23 protein-coding genes, 1 tRNA gene and 2 pseudogenes are annotated in these 22,939 nt (G+C 70.4%); 18 read left to right on the top strand and 8 right to left on the bottom strand.

Going from position 1 to position 22,939, the window contains the following annotated elements:
* Positions 1-287: pseudogene (locus ABD691_RS31825) on the top strand (acyltransferase family protein); the annotation flags it as partial.
* Between the two features lie 21 nt (positions 288-308).
* Complete coding sequence (gene msrA, locus ABD691_RS31820) at positions 309-992, top strand: peptide-methionine (S)-S-oxide reductase MsrA (RefSeq protein ID WP_344686060.1); 684 nt, start codon at positions 309-311, stop codon at positions 990-992.
* Between the two features lie 111 nt (positions 993-1,103).
* Here the strand turns inward: msrA and ABD691_RS31815 are convergent, their stop codons facing one another.
* From ABD691_RS31815 to ABD691_RS31790, 6 genes are all read right to left on the bottom strand, one after another.
* Positions 1,104-1,871 (bottom strand): hypothetical protein, encoded by a 768-nt coding sequence (locus tag ABD691_RS31815; RefSeq protein WP_344686059.1) that lies wholly within the window; start codon positions 1,869-1,871, stop codon positions 1,104-1,106.
* Positions 1,872-2,113: 242 nt separating this feature from the next.
* Positions 2,114-3,331 (bottom strand): MFS transporter, encoded by a 1,218-nt coding sequence (locus ABD691_RS31810; protein ID WP_344686058.1) that lies wholly within the window; start codon positions 3,329-3,331, stop codon positions 2,114-2,116.
* Positions 3,332-3,423: 92 nt separating this feature from the next.
* The gene (locus ABD691_RS31805; RefSeq protein ID WP_344686057.1) at positions 3,424-4,089 is read right to left on the bottom strand and encodes a poly-gamma-glutamate hydrolase family protein; all 666 of its coding nucleotides are present in this window, start codon (positions 4,087-4,089) and stop codon (positions 3,424-3,426) included.
* A 123-nt stretch (positions 4,090-4,212) separates the two neighbouring features.
* Positions 4,213-4,809 (bottom strand): lytic polysaccharide monooxygenase auxiliary activity family 9 protein, encoded by a 597-nt coding sequence (locus ABD691_RS31800; RefSeq protein WP_344686056.1) that lies wholly within the window; start codon positions 4,807-4,809, stop codon positions 4,213-4,215.
* Between the two features lie 198 nt (positions 4,810-5,007).
* A tRNA-Gly gene (locus ABD691_RS31795) sits at positions 5,008-5,080 on the bottom strand.
* Positions 5,081-5,162: 82 nt separating this feature from the next.
* Complete coding sequence (locus ABD691_RS31790) at positions 5,163-5,573, bottom strand: PPOX class F420-dependent oxidoreductase (protein ID WP_344686055.1); 411 nt, start codon at positions 5,571-5,573, stop codon at positions 5,163-5,165.
* Positions 5,574-5,684: 111 nt separating this feature from the next.
* Here ABD691_RS31790 and ABD691_RS31785 point away from each other — a divergent pair, with 111 nt between their 5' ends.
* From ABD691_RS31785 to ABD691_RS31730, 12 genes and pseudogenes are all read left to right on the top strand, one after another.
* The gene (locus ABD691_RS31785) at positions 5,685-6,293 is read left to right on the top strand and encodes an RNA polymerase sigma factor (RefSeq protein WP_344686054.1); all 609 of its coding nucleotides are present in this window, start codon (positions 5,685-5,687) and stop codon (positions 6,291-6,293) included.
* Between the two features lie 142 nt (positions 6,294-6,435).
* The gene (locus ABD691_RS31780; protein ID WP_344686053.1) at positions 6,436-6,873 is read left to right on the top strand and encodes a DUF983 domain-containing protein; all 438 of its coding nucleotides are present in this window, start codon (positions 6,436-6,438) and stop codon (positions 6,871-6,873) included.
* A gap of 37 nt (positions 6,874-6,910) precedes the next feature.
* Positions 6,911-7,762 (top strand): Fpg/Nei family DNA glycosylase, encoded by an 852-nt coding sequence (locus ABD691_RS31775; RefSeq protein WP_344686052.1) that lies wholly within the window; start codon positions 6,911-6,913, stop codon positions 7,760-7,762.
* A gap of 168 nt (positions 7,763-7,930) precedes the next feature.
* Positions 7,931-9,172, top strand: a complete 1,242-nt coding sequence (locus tag ABD691_RS31770; RefSeq protein WP_344686064.1) for a GAF domain-containing sensor histidine kinase — start codon at positions 7,931-7,933, stop codon at positions 9,170-9,172.
* Between the two features lie 53 nt (positions 9,173-9,225).
* Positions 9,226-10,110: a S49 family peptidase gene (locus tag ABD691_RS31765; protein ID WP_344686051.1), complete on the top strand. Its 885-nt coding sequence runs from the start codon at positions 9,226-9,228 to the stop codon at positions 10,108-10,110.
* Between the two features lie 215 nt (positions 10,111-10,325).
* A complete protein-coding gene (locus ABD691_RS31760; protein WP_344686050.1) occupies positions 10,326-11,159 on the top strand; it encodes a LytR/AlgR family response regulator transcription factor in 834 nt (277 codons plus the stop codon).
* A complete protein-coding gene (locus ABD691_RS31755; RefSeq protein WP_344686048.1) occupies positions 11,156-11,563 on the top strand; it encodes a hypothetical protein in 408 nt (135 codons plus the stop codon). The genes ABD691_RS31760 and ABD691_RS31755 overlap by 4 nt, the downstream gene beginning before the upstream one ends.
* A 6-nt stretch (positions 11,564-11,569) precedes the next feature.
* Positions 11,570-13,330 (top strand): sodium/solute symporter, encoded by a 1,761-nt coding sequence (locus ABD691_RS31750; RefSeq protein ID WP_344686047.1) that lies wholly within the window; start codon positions 11,570-11,572, stop codon positions 13,328-13,330.
* A 283-nt stretch (positions 13,331-13,613) separates the two neighbouring features.
* A pseudogene (locus ABD691_RS31745) lies at positions 13,614-13,958 on the top strand (DUF485 domain-containing protein); the annotation flags it as partial.
* A 578-nt stretch (positions 13,959-14,536) separates the two neighbouring features.
* Positions 14,537-16,141 carry a solute symporter family protein gene (locus ABD691_RS31740; protein ID WP_425565205.1) on the top strand — a complete coding sequence of 535 codons (1,605 nt, stop codon included), beginning with the start codon at positions 14,537-14,539 and terminating at the stop codon, positions 16,139-16,141.
* Between the two features lie 461 nt (positions 16,142-16,602).
* On the top strand, positions 16,603-16,950 hold the full coding sequence (locus ABD691_RS31735) for a rhodanese-like domain-containing protein (RefSeq protein ID WP_344686062.1): 348 nt from the start codon (positions 16,603-16,605) through the stop codon (positions 16,948-16,950).
* Positions 16,951-16,979: 29 nt separating this feature from the next.
* On the top strand, positions 16,980-17,855 hold the full coding sequence (locus ABD691_RS31730) for a DUF4328 domain-containing protein (protein ID WP_344686046.1): 876 nt from the start codon (positions 16,980-16,982) through the stop codon (positions 17,853-17,855).
* Between the two features lie 10 nt (positions 17,856-17,865).
* Here ABD691_RS31730 and ABD691_RS31725 read toward each other — a convergent pair whose 3' ends face one another.
* On the bottom strand, positions 17,866-19,023 hold the full coding sequence (locus ABD691_RS31725) for a cytochrome P450 (RefSeq protein ID WP_344686045.1): 1,158 nt from the start codon (positions 19,021-19,023) through the stop codon (positions 17,866-17,868).
* A 217-nt stretch (positions 19,024-19,240) separates the two neighbouring features.
* Here ABD691_RS31725 and ABD691_RS31720 point away from each other — a divergent pair, with 217 nt between their 5' ends.
* The 4 genes from ABD691_RS31720 to ABD691_RS31705 all read left to right on the top strand — a co-directional run bounded on the left by ABD691_RS31720 (position 19,241) and on the right by ABD691_RS31705 (position 22,158).
* Positions 19,241-19,993: a glycerophosphodiester phosphodiesterase gene (locus tag ABD691_RS31720; RefSeq protein WP_344686044.1), complete on the top strand. Its 753-nt coding sequence runs from the start codon at positions 19,241-19,243 to the stop codon at positions 19,991-19,993.
* Between the two features lie 59 nt (positions 19,994-20,052).
* Positions 20,053-21,003, top strand: coding sequence for a DUF5926 family protein (locus tag ABD691_RS31715; protein WP_344686043.1), 951 nt, complete (start codon positions 20,053-20,055; stop codon positions 21,001-21,003).
* 94 nt (positions 21,004-21,097) lie between these two features.
* Entirely contained in the window at positions 21,098-21,676 is a 579-nt protein-coding gene (locus tag ABD691_RS31710; RefSeq protein WP_425565204.1) for a SigE family RNA polymerase sigma factor, read from the top strand.
* A complete protein-coding gene (locus ABD691_RS31705; RefSeq protein ID WP_344686040.1) occupies positions 21,676-22,158 on the top strand; it encodes a superantigen-like protein SSL4 in 483 nt (160 codons plus the stop codon). The genes ABD691_RS31710 and ABD691_RS31705 overlap by 1 nt, the downstream gene beginning before the upstream one ends.
* A 72-nt stretch (positions 22,159-22,230) precedes the next feature.
* On the opposite strand, the gene ABD691_RS31700 is transcribed toward ABD691_RS31705, so the two are convergent.
* Entirely contained in the window at positions 22,231-22,788 is a 558-nt protein-coding gene (locus tag ABD691_RS31700) for a ferritin (protein ID WP_344686039.1), read from the bottom strand.
* Positions 22,789-22,939 lie beyond the last annotated feature (151 nt).

The following is a 22,939-nucleotide window of genomic DNA, read 5'->3' as shown; positions in this document are numbered from 1 at the left end:
CCCGGCCCGCGGCTCCGCCCGCGGACCGACCGGCGTGGACGCCGCCGCCCGCTGCCGCGCAGCGCCCGCCGGCGCCTCCGCGCCGCCCGCGTCCGGCTCCGCCGTCCAGGCCGCAGCCTCCGCAGGAGGAGTCGATCCTGAGCAGGCGGCTGTCCGGCGATCTGGAACCGCCGGTCCCGCCGGTCCGCAGGCACGGCGGCAGGCACGCGCGGACGGAGCCTCCGCCGGCCAACGAGGAGGAGACCAGGCCGGGATTCCGGCCCCCGAGACGGGTGGATCGACAGTGACCGCCGCGTACCCTCGTGGGTATGGCGCTGTTCGGTAACCCGTTCTCCGGTGACAAGGTCCGCGTGGTCCAGGCCGACGAAGCACTGCCGGGACGCTCCACGCCGCTCGCGGTGGCGGAGCAGCACGCCGTCTTCGAGGACCGCCGCATCGTCCCGCCGTTCCCGGAGGGCCTGGCCACGGCAGTCGTGGGCATGGGCTGTTTCTGGGGCGCGGAGCGCACTTTCTGGCGCACCGACGGTGTTTGGTCGACCGCGGTCGGCTACGCGGGCGGTCACACCCCGAACCCGACCTACGAAGAGGTGTGCAGCGGGCTGACCGGCCACACCGAGGCCGTCCTGGTGGTCTTCGACCCGAAGGTGATCAGCTACGAGCAGGTCCTCAAGGTCTTCTGGGAGAACCACGACCCGACGCAGGGCATGCGCCAGGGCAACGATGTCGGCACCCAGTACCGCTCCGCGATCTACTACACCGACGACCAGCAGCGCGAGATCGCCGAGGCCAGCCGCGCCCGGTTCCAGTCGGCGCTGACCGCCGCAGGCCGCGGCGCCATCACCACGGAGATCGCACCGCTGGACGCCTTCTACTACGCCGAGACGTACCACCAGCAGTACCTGTCCGACGCCAAGAACCCGAACGGCTACTGCGGCCTCGGCGGCACCGGCGTTTCCTGCCCGGTCGGGCTGGGCGTCTCGGAAGGGGCCTGATCAGCGAAGTCGCCGAGCTGTTCGGCGGCGCGGCACGAAGCAGGGCCCCAACCGTCGATCGATACCGTCGGGGCCCTACCGGTGCAACACTGAATGTCACGCCTTAGCCACTCAGGAGGGCTTGGCGTAGTCCGTCTTGATCACGGGTACCACTTCACTGATGGGAGATGGGCCAATGTCGCTGTTGCCCGTGGTGTCTGTCTTGTGGTGCCCGAACGCTTGGGCTTCCTCGATGTCGTGCGAAACGAAGAAGTACCAGTAATCCCCCAGCTCCAGAACGGAGCCTATCGGGCGGTCGGCAAACGGAAATCGTGGAAACTTGTCGCTGAGGCCTTCCTTGATCGTCAGCGAGTGCTCGGATTCCTTTTTCTTCCAGGTGTACACGCCGATGTAGTGCTTCCCCCCGGTAAACCTGAAGAAGAGGTATTTCACGCTGTCACTGGTATGCGACTCGTGGGCCGCGGCATCCACGCCGCCGCTGAAAACGGTATCCTTGGTCTTGGGGAAGAGGTTTTTGTCCGTAATATCGAACGGGCCGATCTTCACCGATTTTCCGTCTGCTGTGACGCGTACCGCCTTGCTCGCTTCGAACACCCAGAAGCCTTCGCTCCTGTTGTCGATGTTGGGCATCCAGACGCAGGCGTCCATGCGGTAGTTGAAGCGCCCCTTGAGAGCCTGCCAGTAGTTGTCGGTCCAGAACGGTGCACACTTCTTTTTGTCGTACCCGTCCTTGAGATTCTTGTCGGTCTTCATGGCCCAGTGTCCCTTTGAGAACCACACTCCGCCGCTGTACTCGACCGAAGAGTCAATTCCGTAAGCAAAGGGAGACGTCACTTCGAATACATCGGGTGCAACTAATTCCTGCTCGGTCGCGGTCATGTATATCAATCCTCCGAAATGAGGTTCAGGCAGCAATCACTCGCAGTGGCAATGTGATTCTTGCAGTGACCACGTTACGACTTGGCCCATTGGGATGCAGTGCAACGTCCGGCCGTTTCACCGGATGGGGCGACAGGTTGATTGATAAACTCGCTCGCGCATGGTCATTTGAATCCGGGCTGTACTGACATGAGAATTACTTGTTTATAAGGCGCGGATATATGCAGTTGCCGAGGACCGGATCAATCGAGAGAAGCCAGTGCCTCCGGAGCCGGAGGTGGCGTCTCGGAAGGCCCCTGACTCCGCGTCGTCCACCACGTGAGGCCAGCTGCGGCGAGGGCGAAGCCCGCGGCGATCGGCAGCAGGAGAGCGGCTGACCCCGTGGTCGCCAGGATGACCGCGCCGATGATGCTCGACAGGAAGTTCCCCAGGTACGCGGTCGACGTGTTGAGCGAGGTCACCAGCGGCGCGCCTCCCGCGGGCGCGTGGGCGACGATGCGGTGCTGCTGCGGTCCGATCACCGAGAACGACACCACGCCGCTCAGCGCGTGCATGATCACCACCGGGACGAAGCTCTCCCTGGTCGGCAGCATCAGCAGGAACACCGCGGTGATGCCGATCGTCGCCCCGATGACGACGAGGTGCGGGCCGTGGCGGTCCGCCAGCGAGCCCGCTGCCAGGTTCCCCGCCGTGGCGGCGATTCCGAACACCAGCAGCAGCAACGCGAGCCGGGACTGGTCGCCGCCGGTCGCGGGCGCGAAGACCGCGCTCATGTACGTGAACGGCAGGAAGATCGCGACGAACGCCAGCAGCGTGACCACCAGGACCTTCAGCACCCCGCGGTCGGTCAGCGGCAGCAGCCGCTCCCGCAGCGTGGCGGCCTGGCCGAGCCTGATCGGCGGCAGCAGCGCGGCGATGGCCACCGCGACCGCCCCGACGACGGCGGTGACGAACCAGATCGCGGCCTGCCAGCCCCAGACCTCGCCGATGTAGGTCCCCAGCGGAGCGCCCAGGACCAGCGACAGCGTCGACCCCGCGGTGACCAGGGCGATGGCGCTCCCGCGCCGCCGCTCGCCCGCCAGGTGCGCGGCCGTCGCCACGGCGCTCCCGCTGAACAGCGCCGCCCCTGCCCCGGCCAGGATCCGGGAGGCGAGGACGAGCCCGTAGTCCCCGGCCAGCGCGGTGACCGCGTTCCCCGCGCCGAGCAGCACGAGCGCGGCCACCATGACCCGCCGCCGGGGCCACCTGCCGGTGACGGCGGCCAGCGTCGGCGAAAGCAGTGCGTACGCGATGGTGAACGCGCTGACCAGCTGACCGGCTTCGGACGTGCTCACGCGCAGCGTCCGGCCGATCTCGGGGAGCAGCCCGACGATCACGAACCCGTCGGTGCCCACCGCGAAGGCGCCCAGCGTCAGGATCGCGGTGCGCGCTCGCCAACCATGCCCTGGAGAAGGACTCATCCCGGATTCCCGTCCCATCATTCGGTACCGATCGGTACCGTTTGGCAGGATGGTACTGATCGGTTCCGAACATGGTCAAGAAGTCCCGGCAGTCAGTGCGCCCGGCCGAGCCCGGTGCGGACCGCCGCGACGAAAGCCCAGAACACCCCGGTCCGGACGCGCTCCCGGGCCGGGGCCTCCGACGCGAACATGGCGTCGCGCAGCGCGGTGGTGATCTCCAGCTGGCCGCCCGCGCCTGACCGGTTCCGGTTGCAGATGTTGTGCGGCGACACCCCGCCGAGGTATTCGTGCCGCGACGCGTCGAACGCGGTGAAGCCCGCTTCCGCGAGCGCGGCGAGCAGGACGCGGCGCAGCCGTTCGTCGAGGCCGCCGACCAGGACCGCGCGGCTGTCCTCCGGCAGGCCCGCGCTGTCCGGCCGGCAGCCGTGCAGGCTCAGGACGCGGGTCGCGCGTCGGCACAGCGCCAGCGCGGTCGGGTCGTCGCAGTGCGCCGAGGTGACGTGCAGGTCGCTGTTGTCACCGGGGCGCAGCCCCTCGAACATCCAGTAGGCGCAGTCCTCGGCCGCCGCGACGGCCAGGCACAGCTCGGAGGTCCCCGCCTCGATCCCGCCGCCGTGCGGCGCGAGCACCGCGGTACGCGGATTGCGCTGGCGGTGCCGCAGCCGGTAGTCGCGGTCGCGGGCCAGCGCCGGATCGGCGTAGAGCGCGGTGTTCGACGGGTACTTGTCCGTGGCGAGCAGGTGCGTCGGACTGGACATGCCCGGCCCTTCCGGGATCGGTGGCGAACACGTCAACGGTATCCCCGGCGGACCCGTCCGGAAATTCGACGACGCCGAGAATTCCGCGGATGACGCCCCGGCCGCGGACCGGGGCGCCACCGGTCACGAGAAATCGACGTCGGAGCAGGAGTAGAAGGCGTTGCCGGTGTCGGCGATGTCCCACACGCCGAGGATCAGGTGCCTGCCGCTCTTGCCCTGCGGCAGCTTGCCGGTGTGGGTGTAGGTGTACGGCGGCTGCTTGCCGCCCAGGTCCTCGCTGATGAACGGCGCCGGTTCGAGCGCGGCGCGGGTCAGCGGCTTGGTCGGGTCGTAGCCGTCCTTGGTGACGAAGTAGCGGAAGGTCGTCGTGGCGTGCGCCGCGGTGATCTTCCAGGTGAACGTGAAGTCCTGGCCCGCGCTGACCTTGGTCGCCGGCCACTGCCCGTTGCGGGGGTCGTCCAGCTCGGCGAACCTGCCCACGGCGCCGGAGCAGATGCTGCCGTCCTTGGGGCCGGCCTGCGGGAAGCCCTTCGGGCCCTCCACGCTCTGCGGTTCCCACACGATGGCGCCGCAGTTGGACGCGGCGCCCTGCTTGCAGGCGTCCTGCCTGCTCGACGGGCTCTGAACCCACCCGTGGCTCTGCGCCATCCCCGAGGTGAGGACGGAGAGTGCCAGCGGGACCAGACCGAACAGCGCGATGCCCATTGTCCGCTTGCGCATGGGTGCTCCTTTCACGGCTTTTCGGGGTTCTCGAAAATTACGCCCGAGCACTTCCGGACAAACAGCACCGTTCCGCGCAACCTGGGCACCGGAAAAGCCCGCACTTTGGTCCAGACCTGGACAACGTATGGTCTAGTCCAGTTCGCGTGGTGCGGACGAGAAAAAGCCCTGTCCGCGGCTGCGAACAGGGCTTCTGCGAGCGGATGACGGGACTCGAACCCGCGACCCTCACCTTGGCAAGGTGATGCGCTACCAGCTGCGCTACATCCGCGTTGTTTCTTTATCGCGGCCCTCTGCGGGGCTGCTGGGACTACTTTAACCCATCGTTCGCCGGCCGTTCGAGGGGGGTCGGCTCAGCTCGTCGGCGAGGACACCGCGCGGGTCAGCGACACCCTGAGCAGCACTCGCTGCTCGTCGACCATCACCTGGCGGTACTCGTCCCAGTCCGGGTGCTCGCCCGAGATGCTGCGGTAGTAGTCCTCCAGCAGCGGCAGCGCCTCGGGCAGCTCGACGATCTCCACGTCGCCGTCGACCTGGATCCAGTACCCGAAGAACTCGTCCGGCAGCACGCACAGCCACGCGCGCGGGTCGCGCCGCAGGTTGCGGACCTTCGCCGAGTCGGTGTTGGTGCTGATCGTGATGCGCCCGGCGTCGTCGACCGTCGCCAGCACCGGCGACATCTGCGGCTCGCCGTTGCCGCGCCGGGTGCTCAGCACGGCGCGGTGCTGCTTGCGGATGACTGCTCTCGCCTGGTCCAGATCCATCTCCGGCCTTCCGTGAGGTGTGTCACCCGAGACCTCTGTCGGGTGATGCCGAGGGTACCGATCTTCGCTGTTCACGCGCTACGAAAAGGGGTGACGTCGGGGGAGGTCACCGTGGTGGAGGAACGTGCGGCCGAAGGGCCGCCGCAGTCCGGGGAAATCGATTGCGCGCTGCTGGAGCGGGTGCGCGCGGGAGACGACCTCGCGTACGAGGAGCTGTACTGGCGACACGCACCCGCGGTGCGCCGCTCGGCGCTGCGGACGCGGCGCCAGGGCATCGACGCCGACGACGTGGCGGCGGAGGTGTTCCTGCGCGTGCTGCGCGCCATCCGCTCCGGGGCCGGGCCGCGCGACCGCGTCCGCCCCTACCTGTTGACCGTGGTCCGCCGCGTGCAGGCCGAGTGGCTCGCCGCCCGGCGCGACGAGCCGGTCAGCGGTGAGGAGCTGGGCGAGCGGATCCCGGGGGCCGGCGACCACCAGAGCACCCAGGCCGAGGGCGAACTGCTGGCGCAGGCGTTCCACCGGCTGCCCGCGCGCTGGCGCGAGGTGCTGTGGCGCACCGAGGTGGAGGGCCACCGGCCTGCGAGCATCGCGGGCCAGTTCGGGCTGACGCCGAACGCGACCGCGGTGCTCGCGCACCGGGCCCGCCGCGGGCTGCGCGCCGCCTACCTCCAGGCCGCCGCCGGATGCGCTCCGGCGGCTGGCCCGATCCGGGTCTCGTGATCGACAATGGTGTGCGACGGCCGACTTTCACCCGCCGGGCCGATGACGGGCGCGGTACCGTGGCGGCACGCTCGGTGACCGGCGGGGTCATCGGCACGAGGACACCGATGATCGACCAGCCCGGGTGGGCGGGGAGGCGACGATGAACCGGGTGGTGCGGGGTTCGGACGGCCGCATGTGGACCGTCAGTACCAACGTCGAGTGGTCCAACCCGATCGCGGCGGACGAGTTCGAGCACGACGTCAACGGCGGTCCGCTCTCGGGCATCATCATGGGCGCGATCCTGCTGTTCCTGGCCGTGGTGTTCGTGGTCTGGACGCCCGACGAGGTCATCGTGCCGCCGTGGCTGGTGCTGGCGCTGGTGGTGGCGGCGCTGTTCTTCCCGGTCCGCTGGATGCTGCGGCGCCCGTGGACGATCCGGGCCGAGACCCCCGGCGACCACGACGAGCACCCGCCGGAGACCTGGATCGGAGTGGTCCGCGGCGGTGTCACCGCTCGCCAGGAGGCGGCCAACGTCGCCAGGCAGATCGAGCTCTACGCCGAGCCGGACATGAACGGCAACCTCCAGCCCGTCGAATAGCCGCACGTCCGCGGCCCGGTGAGGCACACTTGCGGACGTGCCGGAACTTCCCGAGGTCGAGGCGTTGGCGCAGCACCTGCGCGACCACGCGGTGGGGCGCGCGGTCGCCCGGGTCGACATCGCGTCGCTGAGCGTGCTGAAGACGGTCAGCCCGCCGTGGAGCGAGCTGCACGGCCGGACCGTCACCGGTGCCGCGCGGCACGGCAAGTACCTCGACCTCGACTGCGACGGCCTGCACCTGGTGTTCCACCTGGCCAGGGCCGGGTGGCTGCGCTGGTCGGACTCGCTGTCCCCGGCGCCGCCGAAGCCGGGCCGGGGACCGATCGCGTTGCGGGTGAACCTCGGCGGGGTCGGCTTCGACCTGACCGAGGCGGGCACCCAGAAGAAGCTGTCGGCCTGGGTGGTCGCGGATCCGGCCGAGGTGCCCGGCATCGCCAAGCTCGGGCCGGACGCGCTGTCGCTGGACCTCGACGGGTTCGCCGCGGTGCTGGCAGGCCGGTCGGAGCGGCTGAAGACGGTCCTCACCGACCAGTCCCGGCTGGCCGGGATCGGCAACGCCTACTCCGACGAGATCCTGCACGCCGCGAAGCTGTCGCCGTTCGCGACCGCGGGCAAGCTCGGCGCCGAGCCGGTGGAGCGGCTGCACGCGGCGATGCGCGAGATCCTCACCGACGCCGTCGAGCGCTCGGTGCACCAGGACGCCGCCCGGCTGAAGGCCGAGAAGCGCTCCGGCATGCGGGTGCACGCCCGCACCGGACTGCCGTGCCCGGTCTGCGGGGACGTGGTGCGGGAGGTGTCGTTCGCGGACCGTTCGATGCAGTACTGCGCCACCTGCCAGACGGGTGGCAAACCGCTGGCGGACCGGCGGATGTCCCGGCTGCTCAAGTGAGTTGTCCACAGGTTGTGGACAGATTCGCGAGTTGTGCACAGCCGATTGCGCCGGGTCACCTGATCTGGTTCCGCTGAACGGAAGCCTCAAGTGCCGCTCACCGATGGAGGAAGTGCACTGAGCGTAGCCGCCTTGATTCCCGGAGTGTCGGACGTGAACATTGATGTTGTGCCGGAGCTGTTGACTGAGCGGACGGTGCTGACCACGCTCGCCGCGCTAGCCGTGCTCACGATGTTCGTCATGCTGTGCAGGTCGCGTCGGGTGAGCACGTCGGTCGAGGACGCCACCCTCGCCGCGCTGCACCAGGTGACCAGTGCCGCGCCCCACCTGAGGGACGGGATGACGCAGGAGTCCGCGGACCAGATAGCGCCGCACCTGCGCGCGCTGCTGGGCTGCATCGCCGTCGGTGTGGTGGACGACGAGGGGACGCTGCTCAGCTGGGACGGCGAGGTCAACTACCACTACGAGGACCTCCGGCTCAAGATCGAGCAGGTGCTGCGCAGCGGCAAGCGCGAGTACGTCGACCACGCCGACGTCGCCTGCGACCACCGGCCGTGCCCGATGCGGCACGCGGTCGTGGTCCCGCTGGAGGTCGAGGGCGAGACCCGGGGCGCGCTGACGATCATCTCCGCCGGTGACCGCAAGCGGCTGCTGCGGGCGGCGGGCGAGGTCGCCAACCACGTGTCCACACAGCTCGAACTCGCCGAGCTCCAGGAGTCCAAGGAGCGGCTGGCGCGGGCCGAGGTCCGCGCGCTGCGGGCGCAGATCTCCCCGCACTTCATCTACAACGCGCTCAACACGATCTCAGCGCAGATCCGCAACGACCCGGAGCAGGCCAGGGATCTGCTCCAGGAGTTCGCCGACTTCACCCGCTACTCGTTCCGCACCACCGGCCTCTACACCACGCTGGCCGAGGAGATCCGCAACATCGACCGCTACCTGACGCTGGAGCGCGCCCGGTTCGGTCCGGACCGGCTCAAGGTCCAGCTCAAGATCGCGCCGGAGGTGCTGCCGGTGGTGGTGCCGTTCCTGGCGCTGCAACCGCTGGTGGAGAACGCGGTGCGGCACGGGCTGGCCAACAAGCCCGGTGGCGGCACGCTGTCGGTGACCGCCGAGGACAACGGCGTGGAGGCGCTGATCAGCGTCGACGACGACGGCATCGGGATGAACCCGGAACGGCTGGACGCCGAACTGGCCAACGCGCACCTCACCGGCGCGCACGTCGGCCTTGGCAACATCAACAACCGGATGCGGGCGACCTTCGGCAACGACTACGGGCTGGTCGTGGAGACCGAGGAGGGCGCGGGCATGAAGGTGATCATGCGGGTGCCCAAGTTCGCGCCCGGGGTGCGGCCGATCCCGGTGCAGTCGATCGACGAGCCGCCGGTCGGTCTCGCCGCCGGTCCGTGACCGGGGGCGGCCGGTCCACGCCGCCGCCCGCCGACAGCCGGTAACGTCGGGGTATGACCGACAAGGCGCCGCAGAAGTTCACCGACCTGATCTCCGAGAAGCTGTCCTCCAGGCTGCCGGGCAAGCTCGGCGAGAAGGCCGAGCGCGGCCCGGTGGTGGCCGTGGTCAAGCTGCACGGCGTGATCACGCCGACGCCGTCGCCGGTCAGCCGCAACACGATCTCCGCGCAGAACACCGAGTCCGCGCTGACCCGCGCGTTCGGTCACGACCGGCTGGCCGCGGTGGTGCTGTCGATCAACTCGCCCGGCGGGGCGCCGACGCAGTCCGCGCTGGTCGCCGACCGGATCCGGGACCTGGCCGAGGAGAAGTCCGTCCCGGTGCTCGCCTACTGCGAGGACGTCGCGGCCTCCGGCGGGTACTGGCTGGCGTGCGCGGCCGACGAGATCCACGCGCACCCGACCTCGATGGTCGGTTCGGTCGGCGTGGTGAGCGCGGGCTTCGGGTTCACCGGCCTGCTGGAGCGCTTCGGCGTGGAGCGCCGGGTCTACACCGCGGGCGACCACAAGGTGCGGCTCGACCCGTTCAGCCCGGAGAAGGAGGACGACGTCCGCTGGCTGCACGGGCTCCAGTCCGAGCTGCACGAGCAGTTCCGGGACTGGGTCCGCAAGCGCCGGGGCACCAAGCTCACCGGCAGCGACGAGGAGCTGTTCTCCGGCGAGGTGTGGTCCGGTGCGCGGGCCAAGGAGCTCGGGCTGGTCGACGGCACCGGCTCGCTGCGCCAGATCGTCCGCGAGAAGTTCCCGGACGCGCACCTGATCGCCGTGGAGCCGCGCAAGGCGCTGCTCGCGCGCCTGGGCATCGGCTCTTCCGCGGCGCGGATCGGCGGCCTGGTCGACGCGCTGGAGCACCGCGCGATGTGGTCCCGCTTCGGCCTCTGACCGCCGGTTCCGCCGCGCGCCGCGGCCCGGTCGTCGAGCACGCTCCGCACTCGACTAGGTTTGGGCCCCGGGCGTGATTCATCTCACTTGGCATCGGGGTTTTCCGGTCGTGCGCTGATGATCGGAAGCGCCGTCCCGGTGCGGGGAGTTGGAGTCCCACGCCGGAACCAGACCGTGGACAGTGCGCCCCCGGCGCGGCAGGATATGGCCTTACAGTGAGCATTCGACAGAGCACATCCGGGCTTGTGGTGCTGGCCGTCGACGACGAGATGGCCGGTCTGGACGAGATGAAGTACCTGCTGGGCGGCAATCCGCGCGTCGGGCGGGTGCTGACCGCCTTCGACGCTGCGGAGGCGCTTCGGCTGCTGCGCAGCGACGATCCCGACTTACGGGGCGGGCGCGACCAGGATGAGTCCATTGTGGACGCGGTGTTCGCCGACGTCTCGATGCCGGGGCTCAGCGGGATGGAACTGGCCAGGGTGTTGCAGGCGTTCCGCAACCCGCCCGCCCTGGTGTTCATCACCGGCCACGAGGAGAACGCGCTGGAGGCGTTCGAGGTCGGTGCGCTCGACTACATCATGAAGCCGGCCAACGCCGACCGCGTCGACCGCGCGCTGCGCATCATCGAGCGCGGCAGACCGCAGGGCGCCGCGCCGAGCCGCCCGGCCGAGACCGCCGAGGACGACGAGGTCATCCCGGTCGAGCTGGCCGGGACGACGAAGATGGTGCCCCGCAAGACGGTCCGGTGGGTCGAGGCGCAGGGCGACTACGCCCGCCTGCACACCACCGACGGATCGCACCTGGTGCGGATCCCGTTGGCGCAGCTGGAAGAACGCTGGGGAGACGCCGGGTTCCTGCGCATCCACCGCTCGTACCTGGTCTCGCTCGGCCTGGTCAACGAGCTGCGGATGTCGTCGTCCGGGTACTCGGTGGTGCTCGGCGGCGGTCCGCCGAAGGAACTCCCGGTCAGCCGCAGGCACACCAGGGAGCTCAAGGACCGGCTGGTGCGCGCGCCCCGCCAGGGCTGGGGCCAGCCGGGCGGCTCATGAGCCGGGAGCACGGCTTCGAGATCCGGGGACGCGGCGAGTCCACCCGGCCGCCGCGCCGCCGCCGGGTCGTGCTCGCCGACAAGCGCCACACCCGGCAGGTCGCCCGCACGATGATGGAGCTGGAGGAGCAGACCAGCGTCGGCGAGTTCCTGGTGCGCCACCTGATGAAGGTGCAGCTGCGCAGCTCGCTGGTGCTCGCGGGCGTGGCGGCCGTGGTGCTGCTCGGACTGCCCGCGCTGTTCTGGGCGGTGCCCGCGCTGGGCGGGGCCATGTGGTTCGGGATCAGGGTGCCGTGGCTGGTCCTCGGCGTGCTGCCCTACCCGTTCCTGGTGCTGATCGGGTTCCTGTGCGCGCGCAACGCGGAACGCAACGAGCGCGACTTCATCCACATGGTCGAGCAGTAGGGCGAGATGGAGGCGAGCATCTGGTCGCTGGGCGGGATCGGCGTGATCGCCCTCGCCACCTTCGGGATCGGGTTCTGGGGCGCGCGCAACGCGCGTGCGACCTCGGACTTCCTGGCCGCGCGGCGGTCGGTGCGCGAGGAGCGCAACGCCGCGGCGATCTCCGGCGAGTACCTGTCCGCGGCGTCGTTCCTGGGGATCGCCGGGCTGGTGCTCAAGGACGGCGTCGACGCGCTCTGGTACCCGATCGGCTTCGCCTCCGGATACCTCGCGCTGCTGCTGTTCGTCGCCGCGCCGCTGCGCCGCTCCGGCGCGTACACGCTGCCCGACTTCGCCGAGGAGCGGCTGGATTCGCTGCCGCTGCGCCGGCTGGTGACGGTCGTCGTGGTCATCGTCGGCTGGCTGTACCTGGTTCCGCAGCTGCAGGGCGCCGGGGTGCTGCTGACCGAGATCACCGGCGTGCCGCACTGGGCCGGCGTCGTGGCGGTGCTGGTGATCGTGCTGGCGAGCGTGTTCACCGGCGGGATGCGCGCGGTGACGCTGGTCCAGGCGTTCCAGTACTGGGTGAAGCTGTTCGCGATCACGGTGCCCGCGTTCGTGCTGTTCCTGGTGTTCATGAACGATGCGGGCGGGCAGCAGCGGGCGCTCGACTCCCCGGCACCGCCGGTGTTCCGCGCCGACACCGCGGTCCGGTTCGAGGCCGACGCGACGCTGCGGGTCGCCGAGCCGGTGTGGGTCGAGGTCGGCGGGAACGCGCCCGGCACCGTCTACATGAGACCCGGGAACTACCCGGTGTCGGAGGGCATGGAGCTGCGGTTCCCGGCGGGCACGCCGGTGCCGGTGGTCGGTGACGCCGAGCTGGACAACGCGTCCTGGCTGCGCCCGCAGGACGACGGGATCCTCGGGCTGGTCTCGACGTACTCGGTGATCATCGCGACGGTCCTCGGCACGATGGGGCTGCCGCACGTGCTGGTCCGCTTCTACACCAACCCGAGCGGGAACGGCGCGCGGCGGACCACGCTCTACGTGCTGGCGCTGCTGGGCGCGTTCTACCTGTTCCCCACGATCTTCGGGCTGCTGTCCCGGTTCTACGTGCCGCGGCTGCTGGTCACCGGGCACACCGACGCGGCGGTGGTGCTGCTGCCGCAGGCGATGCTGGGCAGCACCTGGGCGGGCGGGTTGCTGGCGGCGGTCACCGCGGCGGGGGCGTTCGCGGCGTTCCTGTCGACCTCGTCGGGGCTGCTGGTCAGCGTGTCCGGGGTGGTCGCGGCCGACCTGCTGCGCGGCTGGTCGGTGGACGTGCGGGTGGTGCTGCCCGCGGTGTGCGTGGTGCCCGGGCTGATGGCGCTGGGGATGGCCGACCAGGACCTCGCGCAGAGCGTCGGGCTGGCGTTCGCGATGGCGGCGGCGACCTTCTGCCCGATGCTGCTGCTGGGGATCTGGTGGCGCGGGCTGACCGCGGTGGGCGCGGCGACGGGGCTGGTCACCGGCGGCGGGCTGGTGCTGCTGGCGGTGGTCCTGAACGTGGTGCTCGGCGAGACCGGCGCCTGGTGGTCGGTGCTGAGCTGGCAGCCCGCGGTGGTCGCGGTGCCGACGGCGTTCCTGGTGACCTGGGCGGTGAGCCGGGCGACCCGGCGGCGGGTGCCGCCCGGGGTGTCGCGGGTGATGCTGCGGATGCACGCTCCGGACCGGCTGGGGTTCGTCGACGAGCCGCCGTCCGGGCGGAAGCGCCAGGCACCGCCGTCCGAGGGACGACACCTCCGCAAGTGATCACGTCCTGCTCGGCAGGGTTAATCCTAATGGGTGAGATTGGCCCAAGTCGATCACGAATTGTGATGAATTACTGGGCCCAATCCTTACTTCGGGCTACTTTGCTGCGCAACTCCTCAATCAAGGTACGCCGAACGTAGTCGATCTTCACGCGATCGTTAGATTGTGTACCCCTAGAAGGGTCTTCACATCCCTTCATGATCTACGTAGCGTTCCGGCGTTGAACGATTCGGGCTCCGCCCAGCCCCGCGGGCGGAGTCTTTTCCATGTGGAAGGGAGCACCGTGAGCACCACGGACCACCCATCCGGGTCCGGGTCCGGTATCGACGCCGAAACCTGGGCCTCCGCGCAGAGCAGCCCCGAATTCAAGACCCTCCGGCGTCGGCTGCGCAGCTTCGTCTTCCCGGTATCCGCGCTGTTCCTGGCTTGGTACCTGGTCTATGTGTTGCTCGCCGACTACGCGCACGGCTTCATGAGCATCAAGCTGATCGGCAACATCAACGTCGGACTGGTGCTGGGCCTGCTCCAGTTCGTCTCGACGTTCGTCATCACCACGCTCTACGTGCGCTACGCCAACAAGCAGCTCGACCCGGTCTCGGAGGAGATCCGCGAACGCGTCGAGGCAGCGCCCGCCGCCGAAGCCCCCGCAGGTGACGACGAGCCGGACGCGGGCAAGAACGACAAGCCCGCCGCCGTCGTGGAGGACGAGCCGGAGTCCGACGAGGACGAGTCCGGCGACGCCGGCGAGTCGGATGAGGATGCGGAGTCCGACGAGGACGCGGACGAGTCGGACGACGACGCCGAGTCCGACGAGGACGCGGACGAGGCTGACGACGCGGCTGAGTCCGATGAGGACACCGAGTCTGACGCCGACGCGGATGAGGCCGAGGCTGAGTCCGATGGTGATGCGGACAAGGCCGACGACGATGCCGAGTCCGACGAGGACACGGACGCGTCCGACGACGACGCGGACGAGGCCGACGCCAAGTCTGACGAGGACGCGGACGAGGCCGATGCCGAACCCGATGACGACGCGGACAAGGCCGACGACGACGCGGCCGAGTCCGATGTGGACGACGAGCAGACCTCCGGCGAGGACGGATCCGCGGACGCCGAACCCGAGGACGACGAGGCCGGATCCGAAGGCGAGAAGGCCGAGCCCGCGGGCAAGAAGAACGAAGGAGGGCAGTCGTGATCGCCTCCCCGGTGCTGCTGGCGCAGAGCCAGACCGCGGACAACCGGTGGCTCAACATCGGCATCTTCGCGCTGTTCGTCGCCGTCACCATGGTCATCGTGTTCCGGGCCAGCCGGAACACCAAGACCGCGTCCGACTACTACGCCGCGGGCCGCGCGTTCACCGGTCCGCAGAACGGCATCGCCATCGCCGGTGACTACCTGTCGGCCGCGTCGTTCCTCGGCATCGCCGGTGCCATCGCGGTCTACGGCTACGACGGCTTCCTGTACTCGATCGGCTTCCTGGTGGCCTGGCTGGTGGCGCTGCTGCTGGTCGCCGAGTTACTCCGGAACACCGGCCGGTACACGATGGCCGACGTGCTCAGCTTCCGGATGCGGGAGCGGCCGGTGCGCACCGCGGCGTCGCTGTCGACGCTGGCGGTGACGTTCTTCTACCTGCTGGCGCAGATGGCCGGTGCGGGCGGCCTGATCGCGCTGCTGCTGGGCATCACGAACAAGGCGGGCCAGGCCGCGGTGATCGCCGTGGTCGGTGCGCTGATGATCCTCTACGTGCTGGTCGGCGGCATGCGGGGCACCACCTGGGTGCAGATCATCAAGGCGGCGCTGCTGATCGCCGGCGCGTTCGTGATGACCGTCTGGGTGCTCGGGCTCTACGGGTTCAACCTCTCCGAGCTGCTGGCCTCGGCGGTCCAGGCGGCCGGGGAGAAGGTGCTCAACCCCGGTGCGCAGTACGGCAAGTCCGAGATCAGCAAGATCGACTTCGTCTCGCTGGGCATCGCCCTGGTGCTGGGCACCGCGGGCCTGCCGCACGTGCTGATGCGCTTCTACACCGTGCCCACGGCCAAGGAGGCCCGCCGCTCGGTGGTCTGGGCGATCTGGCTGATCGGCCTGTTCTACCTGTTCACGCTGGTGCTCGGGTACGGCGCGGGCGCGCTGGTCGGACCGGACGCCATCAAGGCCGCGCCGGGCGGGGTCAACTCGGCCGCGCCGCTGCTGGCGCTGCAGATCGGCGGCCCGCTGCTGCTGGGCTTCATCTCGGCGGTCGCGTTCGCCACGATCCTGGCCGTGGTCGCCGGGCTGACGATCACCGCGTCGGCGTCGTTCGCGCACGACATCTACGCGAACGTGATCAAGAAGGGTGCGGTCGACGACAAGCAGCAGGAGGTCAAGGTCGCGCGGATCACCGCGGTGGTGATCGGCGTCGTGTCGATCCTCGGTGGTATCGCGGCCAACGGCCAGAACGTGGCGTTCCTGGTGGCGCTGGCGTTCGCGGTGGCGGCTTCGGCGAACCTGCCGACCCTGCTCTACTCGCTGTTCTGGAAGCGCTTCAACACCGCCGGTGCGCTGTGGAGCATCTACGGCGGGCTGGCCGTCACGATCGTGCTGATCGTGTTCTCGCCCGCGGTGTCGGGCGACAAGGAAGCGATGTTCCCGTCGCTCGATTTCGCGCTGTTCCCGCTCAAGAACCCCGGTCTGATCTCGATTCCGGTGTCGTTCCTGCTCGGATATCTGGGCACGGTGCTGAGCAAGGAGAAGTTCAACGCCGAGAAGTACGCGGAGATGGAGGTCCGGTCGCTGACCGGGGCTGGTGCCGAGAAGGCGGGCACCGCGCACTGATCTCTCCCTTCCCCCAAGGGTGCCCGTTCGGCCGAGGCCGGACGGGCACCCTTCTTCTTTGCGTGCCCGGGGGATCAGGTCAGGGCGTACGCGGGTTCGGGGATGGTGAAGTGGACTTCCCGCATATCACCCTCGGTACTGCTCGGTTCGTGGGTCGCCAGCAGTTCCAGCACGAGGCGGTCGCTCATCGGTACGAAACCGGCGAAACGAATCTCCCCGGTTTCGGTCCGGAGCCCCAGATGGCCCCAGGAGCCTGCTTGCTGCCAGCGGAGAATTGCGCGACGAGACACGAATTCCTTTCTTTCTGTGCGAGACGGGGAAATGAACAGATCTCTCGAACTGTGACACGGGTTGATCATCAGTTCGCGATGCGAACCCGGAATTGACCCCGAAAGGGTGATCACCGCGGCCTCACGCGGGGGCAACGGCGGGCATGGCAGCATCGGGGTGTGACTACACCGATGGACGGGCAGGTTCCGGGCGTGCAGCCCGAGGACCTGCCGGACGACCTGCCCGGCAACGGCACCGCGCTGCTCGACGTCCGCGAGGCGAACGAGTGGGGCGCGGGGCACGCGCCCGGAGCCGTGCACATCCCGATGAGCGAGATCCCCTCCCGGCTGGACGAGATCCCCGAGGCCGACCACCTCTACGTCGTCTGCCGCTCCGGCGGCCGGTCGGCGAAGGTCACCGCCTACCTCAACGCCAACGGCTGGGACGCGGTCAACGTGCAGCGCGGGATGAACGGCTGGGCGGCGATCGGGCGTCCGATGGTGTCCGAAGAACCCGGCGCCGAGCCGTTCGTGCTGTGACCCGTCCGCCGAGGCAGCGGGTGGAGTGGGTGGCCACTCCGCCGGGCGGCGCGCGCCCGCGGACCCGGCGTGCGCGGCCCCGCCCCTACGCGGGCCCGCCGTCGTACCCGGCGGTGCCGCGCTGGGGCTTCCCGCTGCTGGCCTGGCGCTGGCCGCTGGCGCTGCCCGCGCAGCCCGCCGCCGACCCGGTGAAGCGGGTCGCGGCGCTGTTCGCGACCGCCTCGGCGACGCTGTGGATCACCGCGGGCGTGGCCGGTCTGGCCGCGGTGGCCGAAGGCTGGCGCTACGTCCTGCTGCTGCGCAGCCGGGGCGAGGCGCTGCCTGCCACCGCGCTGGCGATCTCCGACGCGCTGGTCGTCACGACCGGCCTGCTGACGCTGGTGCTCGGGGTGCTCTCCGGGCTCTTCTCGATCTTGTGGGCGCTGCGGGCGCGGGTCGCCGCCGCCGAGCGCGCCGGGATCCGCAGCGAGCGTTCGGACCTCCAGTTCGTGCTGGGCGCGCTCGTGCCCGGGCTGAACCTGGTCGTGCCCGGGTCGGTGCTGAGCGAGCTGGAGCACGCGGTGCTGATCGGGGAGGGCGCGCGCGAGCGCGGCGACCGTCCCCGGCCCTCGCGGCTGGTGCTCGTCTGGTGGGGTTCGTGGGCGGCGAGCCTGCTGTTCGGCTGGACGACGTTCCTGTGGATGTTCCGCGGCGGTGTCCAGGCCCAGGCCGACGGCGTGGTCCTGCACGTGTGGACCAACATCGCCGTCGTGGTCCTTGCGGTGGTGACCGCGCGGGTCGTCCGGTACCTGACCGCGCTGCTCATCCCCGCCGACCCGACCGAGCTGCCGCACCTGCGGGTGCTCCGCGTCTCCGGCGCGCCAGCGCCGCCCCGGCCGCCGCGCCCCTCCGACGCCGACCGCTAGGCGCCGACCGCTAGGCGCTGACGGGCAGGGTCCGCAGGCCGCGGATCACGAACTCCGGCCGCCGCAGCGGTTCGCCCGCGAGCCGCAGGCCCGGCGCCCTCCGGACGAGCGCGTCCAGCGCCGCGGCGGCTTCCAGCCGCGCGAGCGGTGCGCCGAGGCAGTAGTGGATGCCCGCGCCGAAGCCCAGGTGCGGGTTCGGGCTCCGGCCCACGTCGAGCGAGTCGGGCGCGTCGAAGACCAGCGGGTCGCGTGCCGCCGCGCCGAGCAGCGCGGCGATCTTCGTCCCGGCCGCGACCGGGTGGCCCGCGACGACGACGTCCTCGACGGCGGTGCGCTCGAAGAGCTGGAGCGGCGAGTCGAACCGGATGAGCTCGTCGACGGCGGTGGGGATCAGACCGGGGTCGGCGAGCAGCCTGCGCCACTGGTCGGGATGCCGCAGCAGCGCCAGCACGCCGTTGCCGACCAGGTTCACGCTGGCCTCGTGCCCGGCCATGAGCAGCAGCACCGCGGTCCCGACGACCTCGTCCGGGCTCAGCTGCTCGGCCGCGACCAGATCGCTGACCATGTCGTCGCGCGGCTGCGACCGCCGCTCGTCGGCGAGCTCGCGCAGGTACCCGGCGAACTCCGCCGCAGCGGTCTCGGCCTCCGCGCGGCGCTCCGCGGGCAGACCGGGCTCGTACATCTTCACGATCGCGTTCGACCACGGCCGCAGGTCGCCGCGATCGGACTCCGGCACGCCGAGGAGCTCGGCGATCACCTGAACCGGCAGCGGCGCGGCGACGCCCTCGACGAGATCGCCGCCGCCGCGCGCGAGGAGGTCGGCGACCAGGGAGTCCGCCACGGCGCCGATCCACGGTCGCAGCCGTTCGACGTGACCACGGGCGAACGCGGCGCTGATGCTGCGGCGGAGGCGGGTGTGCACCGGGGGTTCGGTCTCCAGCAGCGAGTTCTGGTGGAGGAGGTTGAACGCGGGGAAGTCGGCGGCGGGTTCCGCGTCGATCCAGATCCGGCCGAGCCCGCGGTGGCGGAGCACCTGCGCCGCCGCCGCGTGGGAGACCGCGACCGGGAAGCCGAGGCCGGGGTGGTCGTGGACTTCGCCGGTCTCTCGGAGCGCGGCGAAGGCCGGGTACGGGTCTTCGACGAACGCCGGGTCCTTCGGGTCGAACATCGTTGGAGATTAGTGGGTCGGGGCGCTGTTTTGCCGGTCCGGGCCGCGGTTTCGTGGGAGATTTCCGGGGCTCTGGCCGACCCGCAGGTCGACGGGATGAGAACCTTCCCCGCCCTCGCAGGTGGGGCTTCAGGGTGGGCGCGTTGTGCTGCTGTCCCCGGCTGCCGTTCGTCACATCGGGCGGCCCCTGCCTCGCCCGCATCCGCATAATGGCCGGGTGCGTCCGGAAGTCGTTGCGCACCGGGGCGCGTCGGCGCACCGGGCCGAACACACCCTCGGTGCCTACGAGCTTGCGATCGAACAGGGCGCTGATGCCTTCGAGTGCGACGTGCGGGTCAGCCGTGACGGGCAGCTGGTCTGCGTGCACGACCGCCGCATCGACCGGACCTCCAACGGGCGCGGTGTGGTCAGCGAGCTGACCGTGTCGCGGATGGCCCACCTGGACTTCAGCGGTTGGCACCACCAGACCCACGAGCGCGGGGTGCTCACCCTGGACGCGCTGCTCGGGCTGGCCAAGGACAGTTCGGTGCGGCTGTTCGTCGAGACCAAGCACCCGGTTCGCTACGCCGGGCTGGTCGAGGCGAAGCTGGTCGCGCTGCTCGCCCGGCACGGGCTGAACGCGCCGGAGGACAAGCAGAACTCCCCGGTCGTGATGATGTCGTTCTCCTCCGCCGCCGTGCGGCGCGTCCGGGAGGCCGCGCCCAGGGTGCCGACCGTTCTGCTCTTCGACCGGCTCCCGAAGCGGCTGGGTTCCGGGATGCTGCCGCCGTGGGCCGACCACGCCGGCCCCGACGTCCGGTTGCTGCGCCGGCACTCCGACTACGTCGCGCGGGCCGCCGAGCACGGTCACGACACCTACTGCTGGACGGTCGACGACCCGGCCGACGTCGAGCTGTGCGCGCGGGCCGGGGTCCGCTACGTCGCCACCAACCGCCCCGCCGACACGCGGTCCCGACTGGACCAGGGCTGATCGGACTCCGCTAACGTCGCCTGCGACCGGAACACCAGCGCGAGCGAGGAGACGTCGAAGTGGCGAAGCGAACCGCGGCCGCCCCCAAGCCCGAAGGCGGGATCAGCCCGCGCCAGCCCTGTCCGTGCGGTTCCGGCAAGCGCTACAAGGCGTGTCACGGCCGGGCGGGCGGAGCCGCCGACGTGATCGTGACCAGGCCGTTCGAGGGCTTGGCCGCCGAGTGCGAACTGGTCGCGCTGCGCGAGTTCGTGCCGTCGGCGACCGCCAGGCTGCCGGTGCGGGAGGGCCGCGAGATCACCCTGGCGACCGTGCTGCCGATGGCCTCGGCCGCGCTGCTGCGCAGCGACGACCAGGCGTTCGTCGGCCTCCAGGTGCAGACCCGTTCCGGTGACGTCAGCCGTGACCTGGCGCGTGCCGTCGAGTGGGTGCGGACCGCCGAGCCCGGCCACACGCTGCCGGTCGTCGGCCCCGAGACCGCCGAGGCCGGGACCGTTCCGGCCCGCCTGCAGGACCTGCTCGACCCCGACGCCGAACTCGACGTCGAGCTGCACTCCGACTTCTCGTGGTGGATCCCCGGCGATACCGAGCCCACCGGCGAGGTGGCGCTCTCGCTGGAGCGGGCCAACGCCGCGATCATGCCCACCGAGCGGCTCAACGCCGAAGGCGTGAAGTCGGCGTACTGGGTCGACGCCGGGGAGAAGGCGCACCTGCGGTGGGTCCGGCCCGAACCGGAGGAGCGGCTGCTCGCCGCGCTCGCGCGGCTGTCCGCGCGCGGGGAGCTGGCGCTGGGCGAGGACAGCCGGTACGCGGGGTCCTTCCGGGCGCACGGGCTGCTGGTCCCGGTTTGGGACCTGGACCGGGAGAAGCACGCCCGGGAGTGGGAGCAGCCCGCCGCCGAGCTGGGCGCGCGGCTGGCCGAGGCGCTGGAGTCCCTGGACGCCGAGCCGCTCGACGCCGCCGAGCGGCGTTCCCGCGACGGCCTGCGCGGGCGCCAGATCACCGTTCGCTGACTAGTCCAACTGGGTGACGCCGCACGCGGCCCGGCAACCGCGGTGGCCCGTGCGGCGTGTCCTCCACGGCGATAGTCGGTGGAGGGAGTGGAGCGTGACCGCGCACCTGCCAGCTGTGCCCGCCTCCTCGGAGGCCGCGCGACGCTGGCCGGGGCGAGCGCACCGGGGGGACATGGCGGCGACGGAAGACGACTTCGCGGAGTTCGTGCGGGTGGCGCTGCCCGGCCTGATGCGGTACGGGCACGCGCTGACGGGAAACCCGCACGACGCCGCGGACCTGGTGCAGGCGGTGCTGGAGAAGGTCGGCGCCCGCTGGAACCGGATCAGCCAGAACTGCGAGGACCCGCGCGCCTACATCCGCAAGGCGATGGCCAACACCCACGTCAGCCGGTGGCGCCGCAGCCGCCGGGAGACGCTGCTCGCGGAGTTCCCGGACGTGCCGGCGCAGGCCAGGCACGACCGCCTGGAGGACGAGCCGGTGTGGCAGGCGCTGCGCTCGCTGCCGCCGAGGCAGCGGGCCGTGGTCGTGCTCCGCTTCTACGAAGGGCTGTCCGAGGCCGAGATCGCCGACGCGCTCGGGGTCAGCTGCGGGACGGTGAAGAGCCAGAACAGCAAGGCGATGGCCACGTTGCGCAAGCGCCTCGGACCGCTCGCCGAGGGAGGTGACGTGTGATGGGCCTCGAGGACGAGCTCCGGCGGGTGCTGCGGGACGACAAGCTCGACGTTCCGGTGCGCACCGGCGCGGAGTGGTCGCTGGTCGCGGGCGCACGTCGCCGCAGGCAGCGCAACACGGCGGTGGCCGCCGTCGGTGGAGCGCTGGCCGCGACGATGCTGGTCGGCGGCGGGGTGGCGGCCATGAGCCACGCCCCGGAGCCGGCGCCGCCCGCGGTGCCGCCGGTGGTCACCAGCACGCCGAGCCCCGGCGAGCCGCCGCCATCGGTGCGGCCGACCCACCAGCCGCAGTGGCCCACGCCCTCCGAACCGGGCTGGGACCCCTACACACCGCCGCGCTCGACGGCCGACACCAGCGAGCCGCCGACGATCCTGCGGGAGACCTCGGAACCCCCGACCTCGTCGGAGCAGCCGACCTCCGAACCGGAGGAACCGTCGACGAGCTCGCCGCCTGCCTCCGAGTCGGGCACGAACAACCCGTAGCGGCAGGTCGACCTGGCCGCGCGCGGCGCCTCCCCCGCCGGGAGGCGCCGGCGGCCTCTCGACGGACCGCCGTCAGAGCGCCCCGCCGGCCGCGTGCGGGGCGGTGGCGTCGGCGCCCTCGTCCCCGACCGACTCGCGGGCCAGGAAGTTCTCGACGTCGAACAGGTTGCCGTTCGAGCGGTCCACCACGTTGAGCAGGGTGGACATCTGCGAGACCTCTTCGACCTGCTCCTTGAGGAACCACTGCATGAACTGCTCGCCGAGGTAGTCGCCCTCGTCCCGGGCGGTCTTGGCCAGCGTCACGATCTCCCGGGTGACCTCGCGCTCCTGCTCCAGCGCCAGGGCGACCAGCTCGCGGGTCTCGGAGAAGTCGTTGCGGACGTCCTGGATCCCGGGGATCTTCGGCTTGATGTTGTTGTCCATCAGGTACTGGACGATCATCATCGCGTGGTTGCGCTCTTCGAGAGCCTGCTTGTAGAAGTGCGCGGCCAGCCGCGGCAGGTCCTCGTTGTCGAACCACACGGCGACCGCGACGTACTGCTGGGAAGCGGTGAACTCGTTGTGCACCTGCTCCTGCAGCAACCGGTGGAACTTCGATTCCTTGTGCTGAATCTTCTTTGCCGTCGTCATGTCGACATCGTACTCTGGAATCAGTCAAGTCGCATTTTTCAGGTTTGCCTCAAACAGTTTTGCATTGCCTTACCAAGGCATTCTTCACCTTATTTAGGTTAGGCAAATCTCAGTCGATCGTCGCTGGTCAGAGCCTTGATCGCGGTGCTCC

The sequence above is a fragment of the Saccharopolyspora taberi genome (assembly GCF_039534165.1).
GTDB lineage: Bacteria > Actinomycetota > Actinomycetes > Mycobacteriales > Pseudonocardiaceae > Saccharopolyspora_D > Saccharopolyspora_D taberi.
Note: the sequence above shows the minus strand (reverse complement) of the source record. Positions and strands in the feature narration are given on the sequence as shown.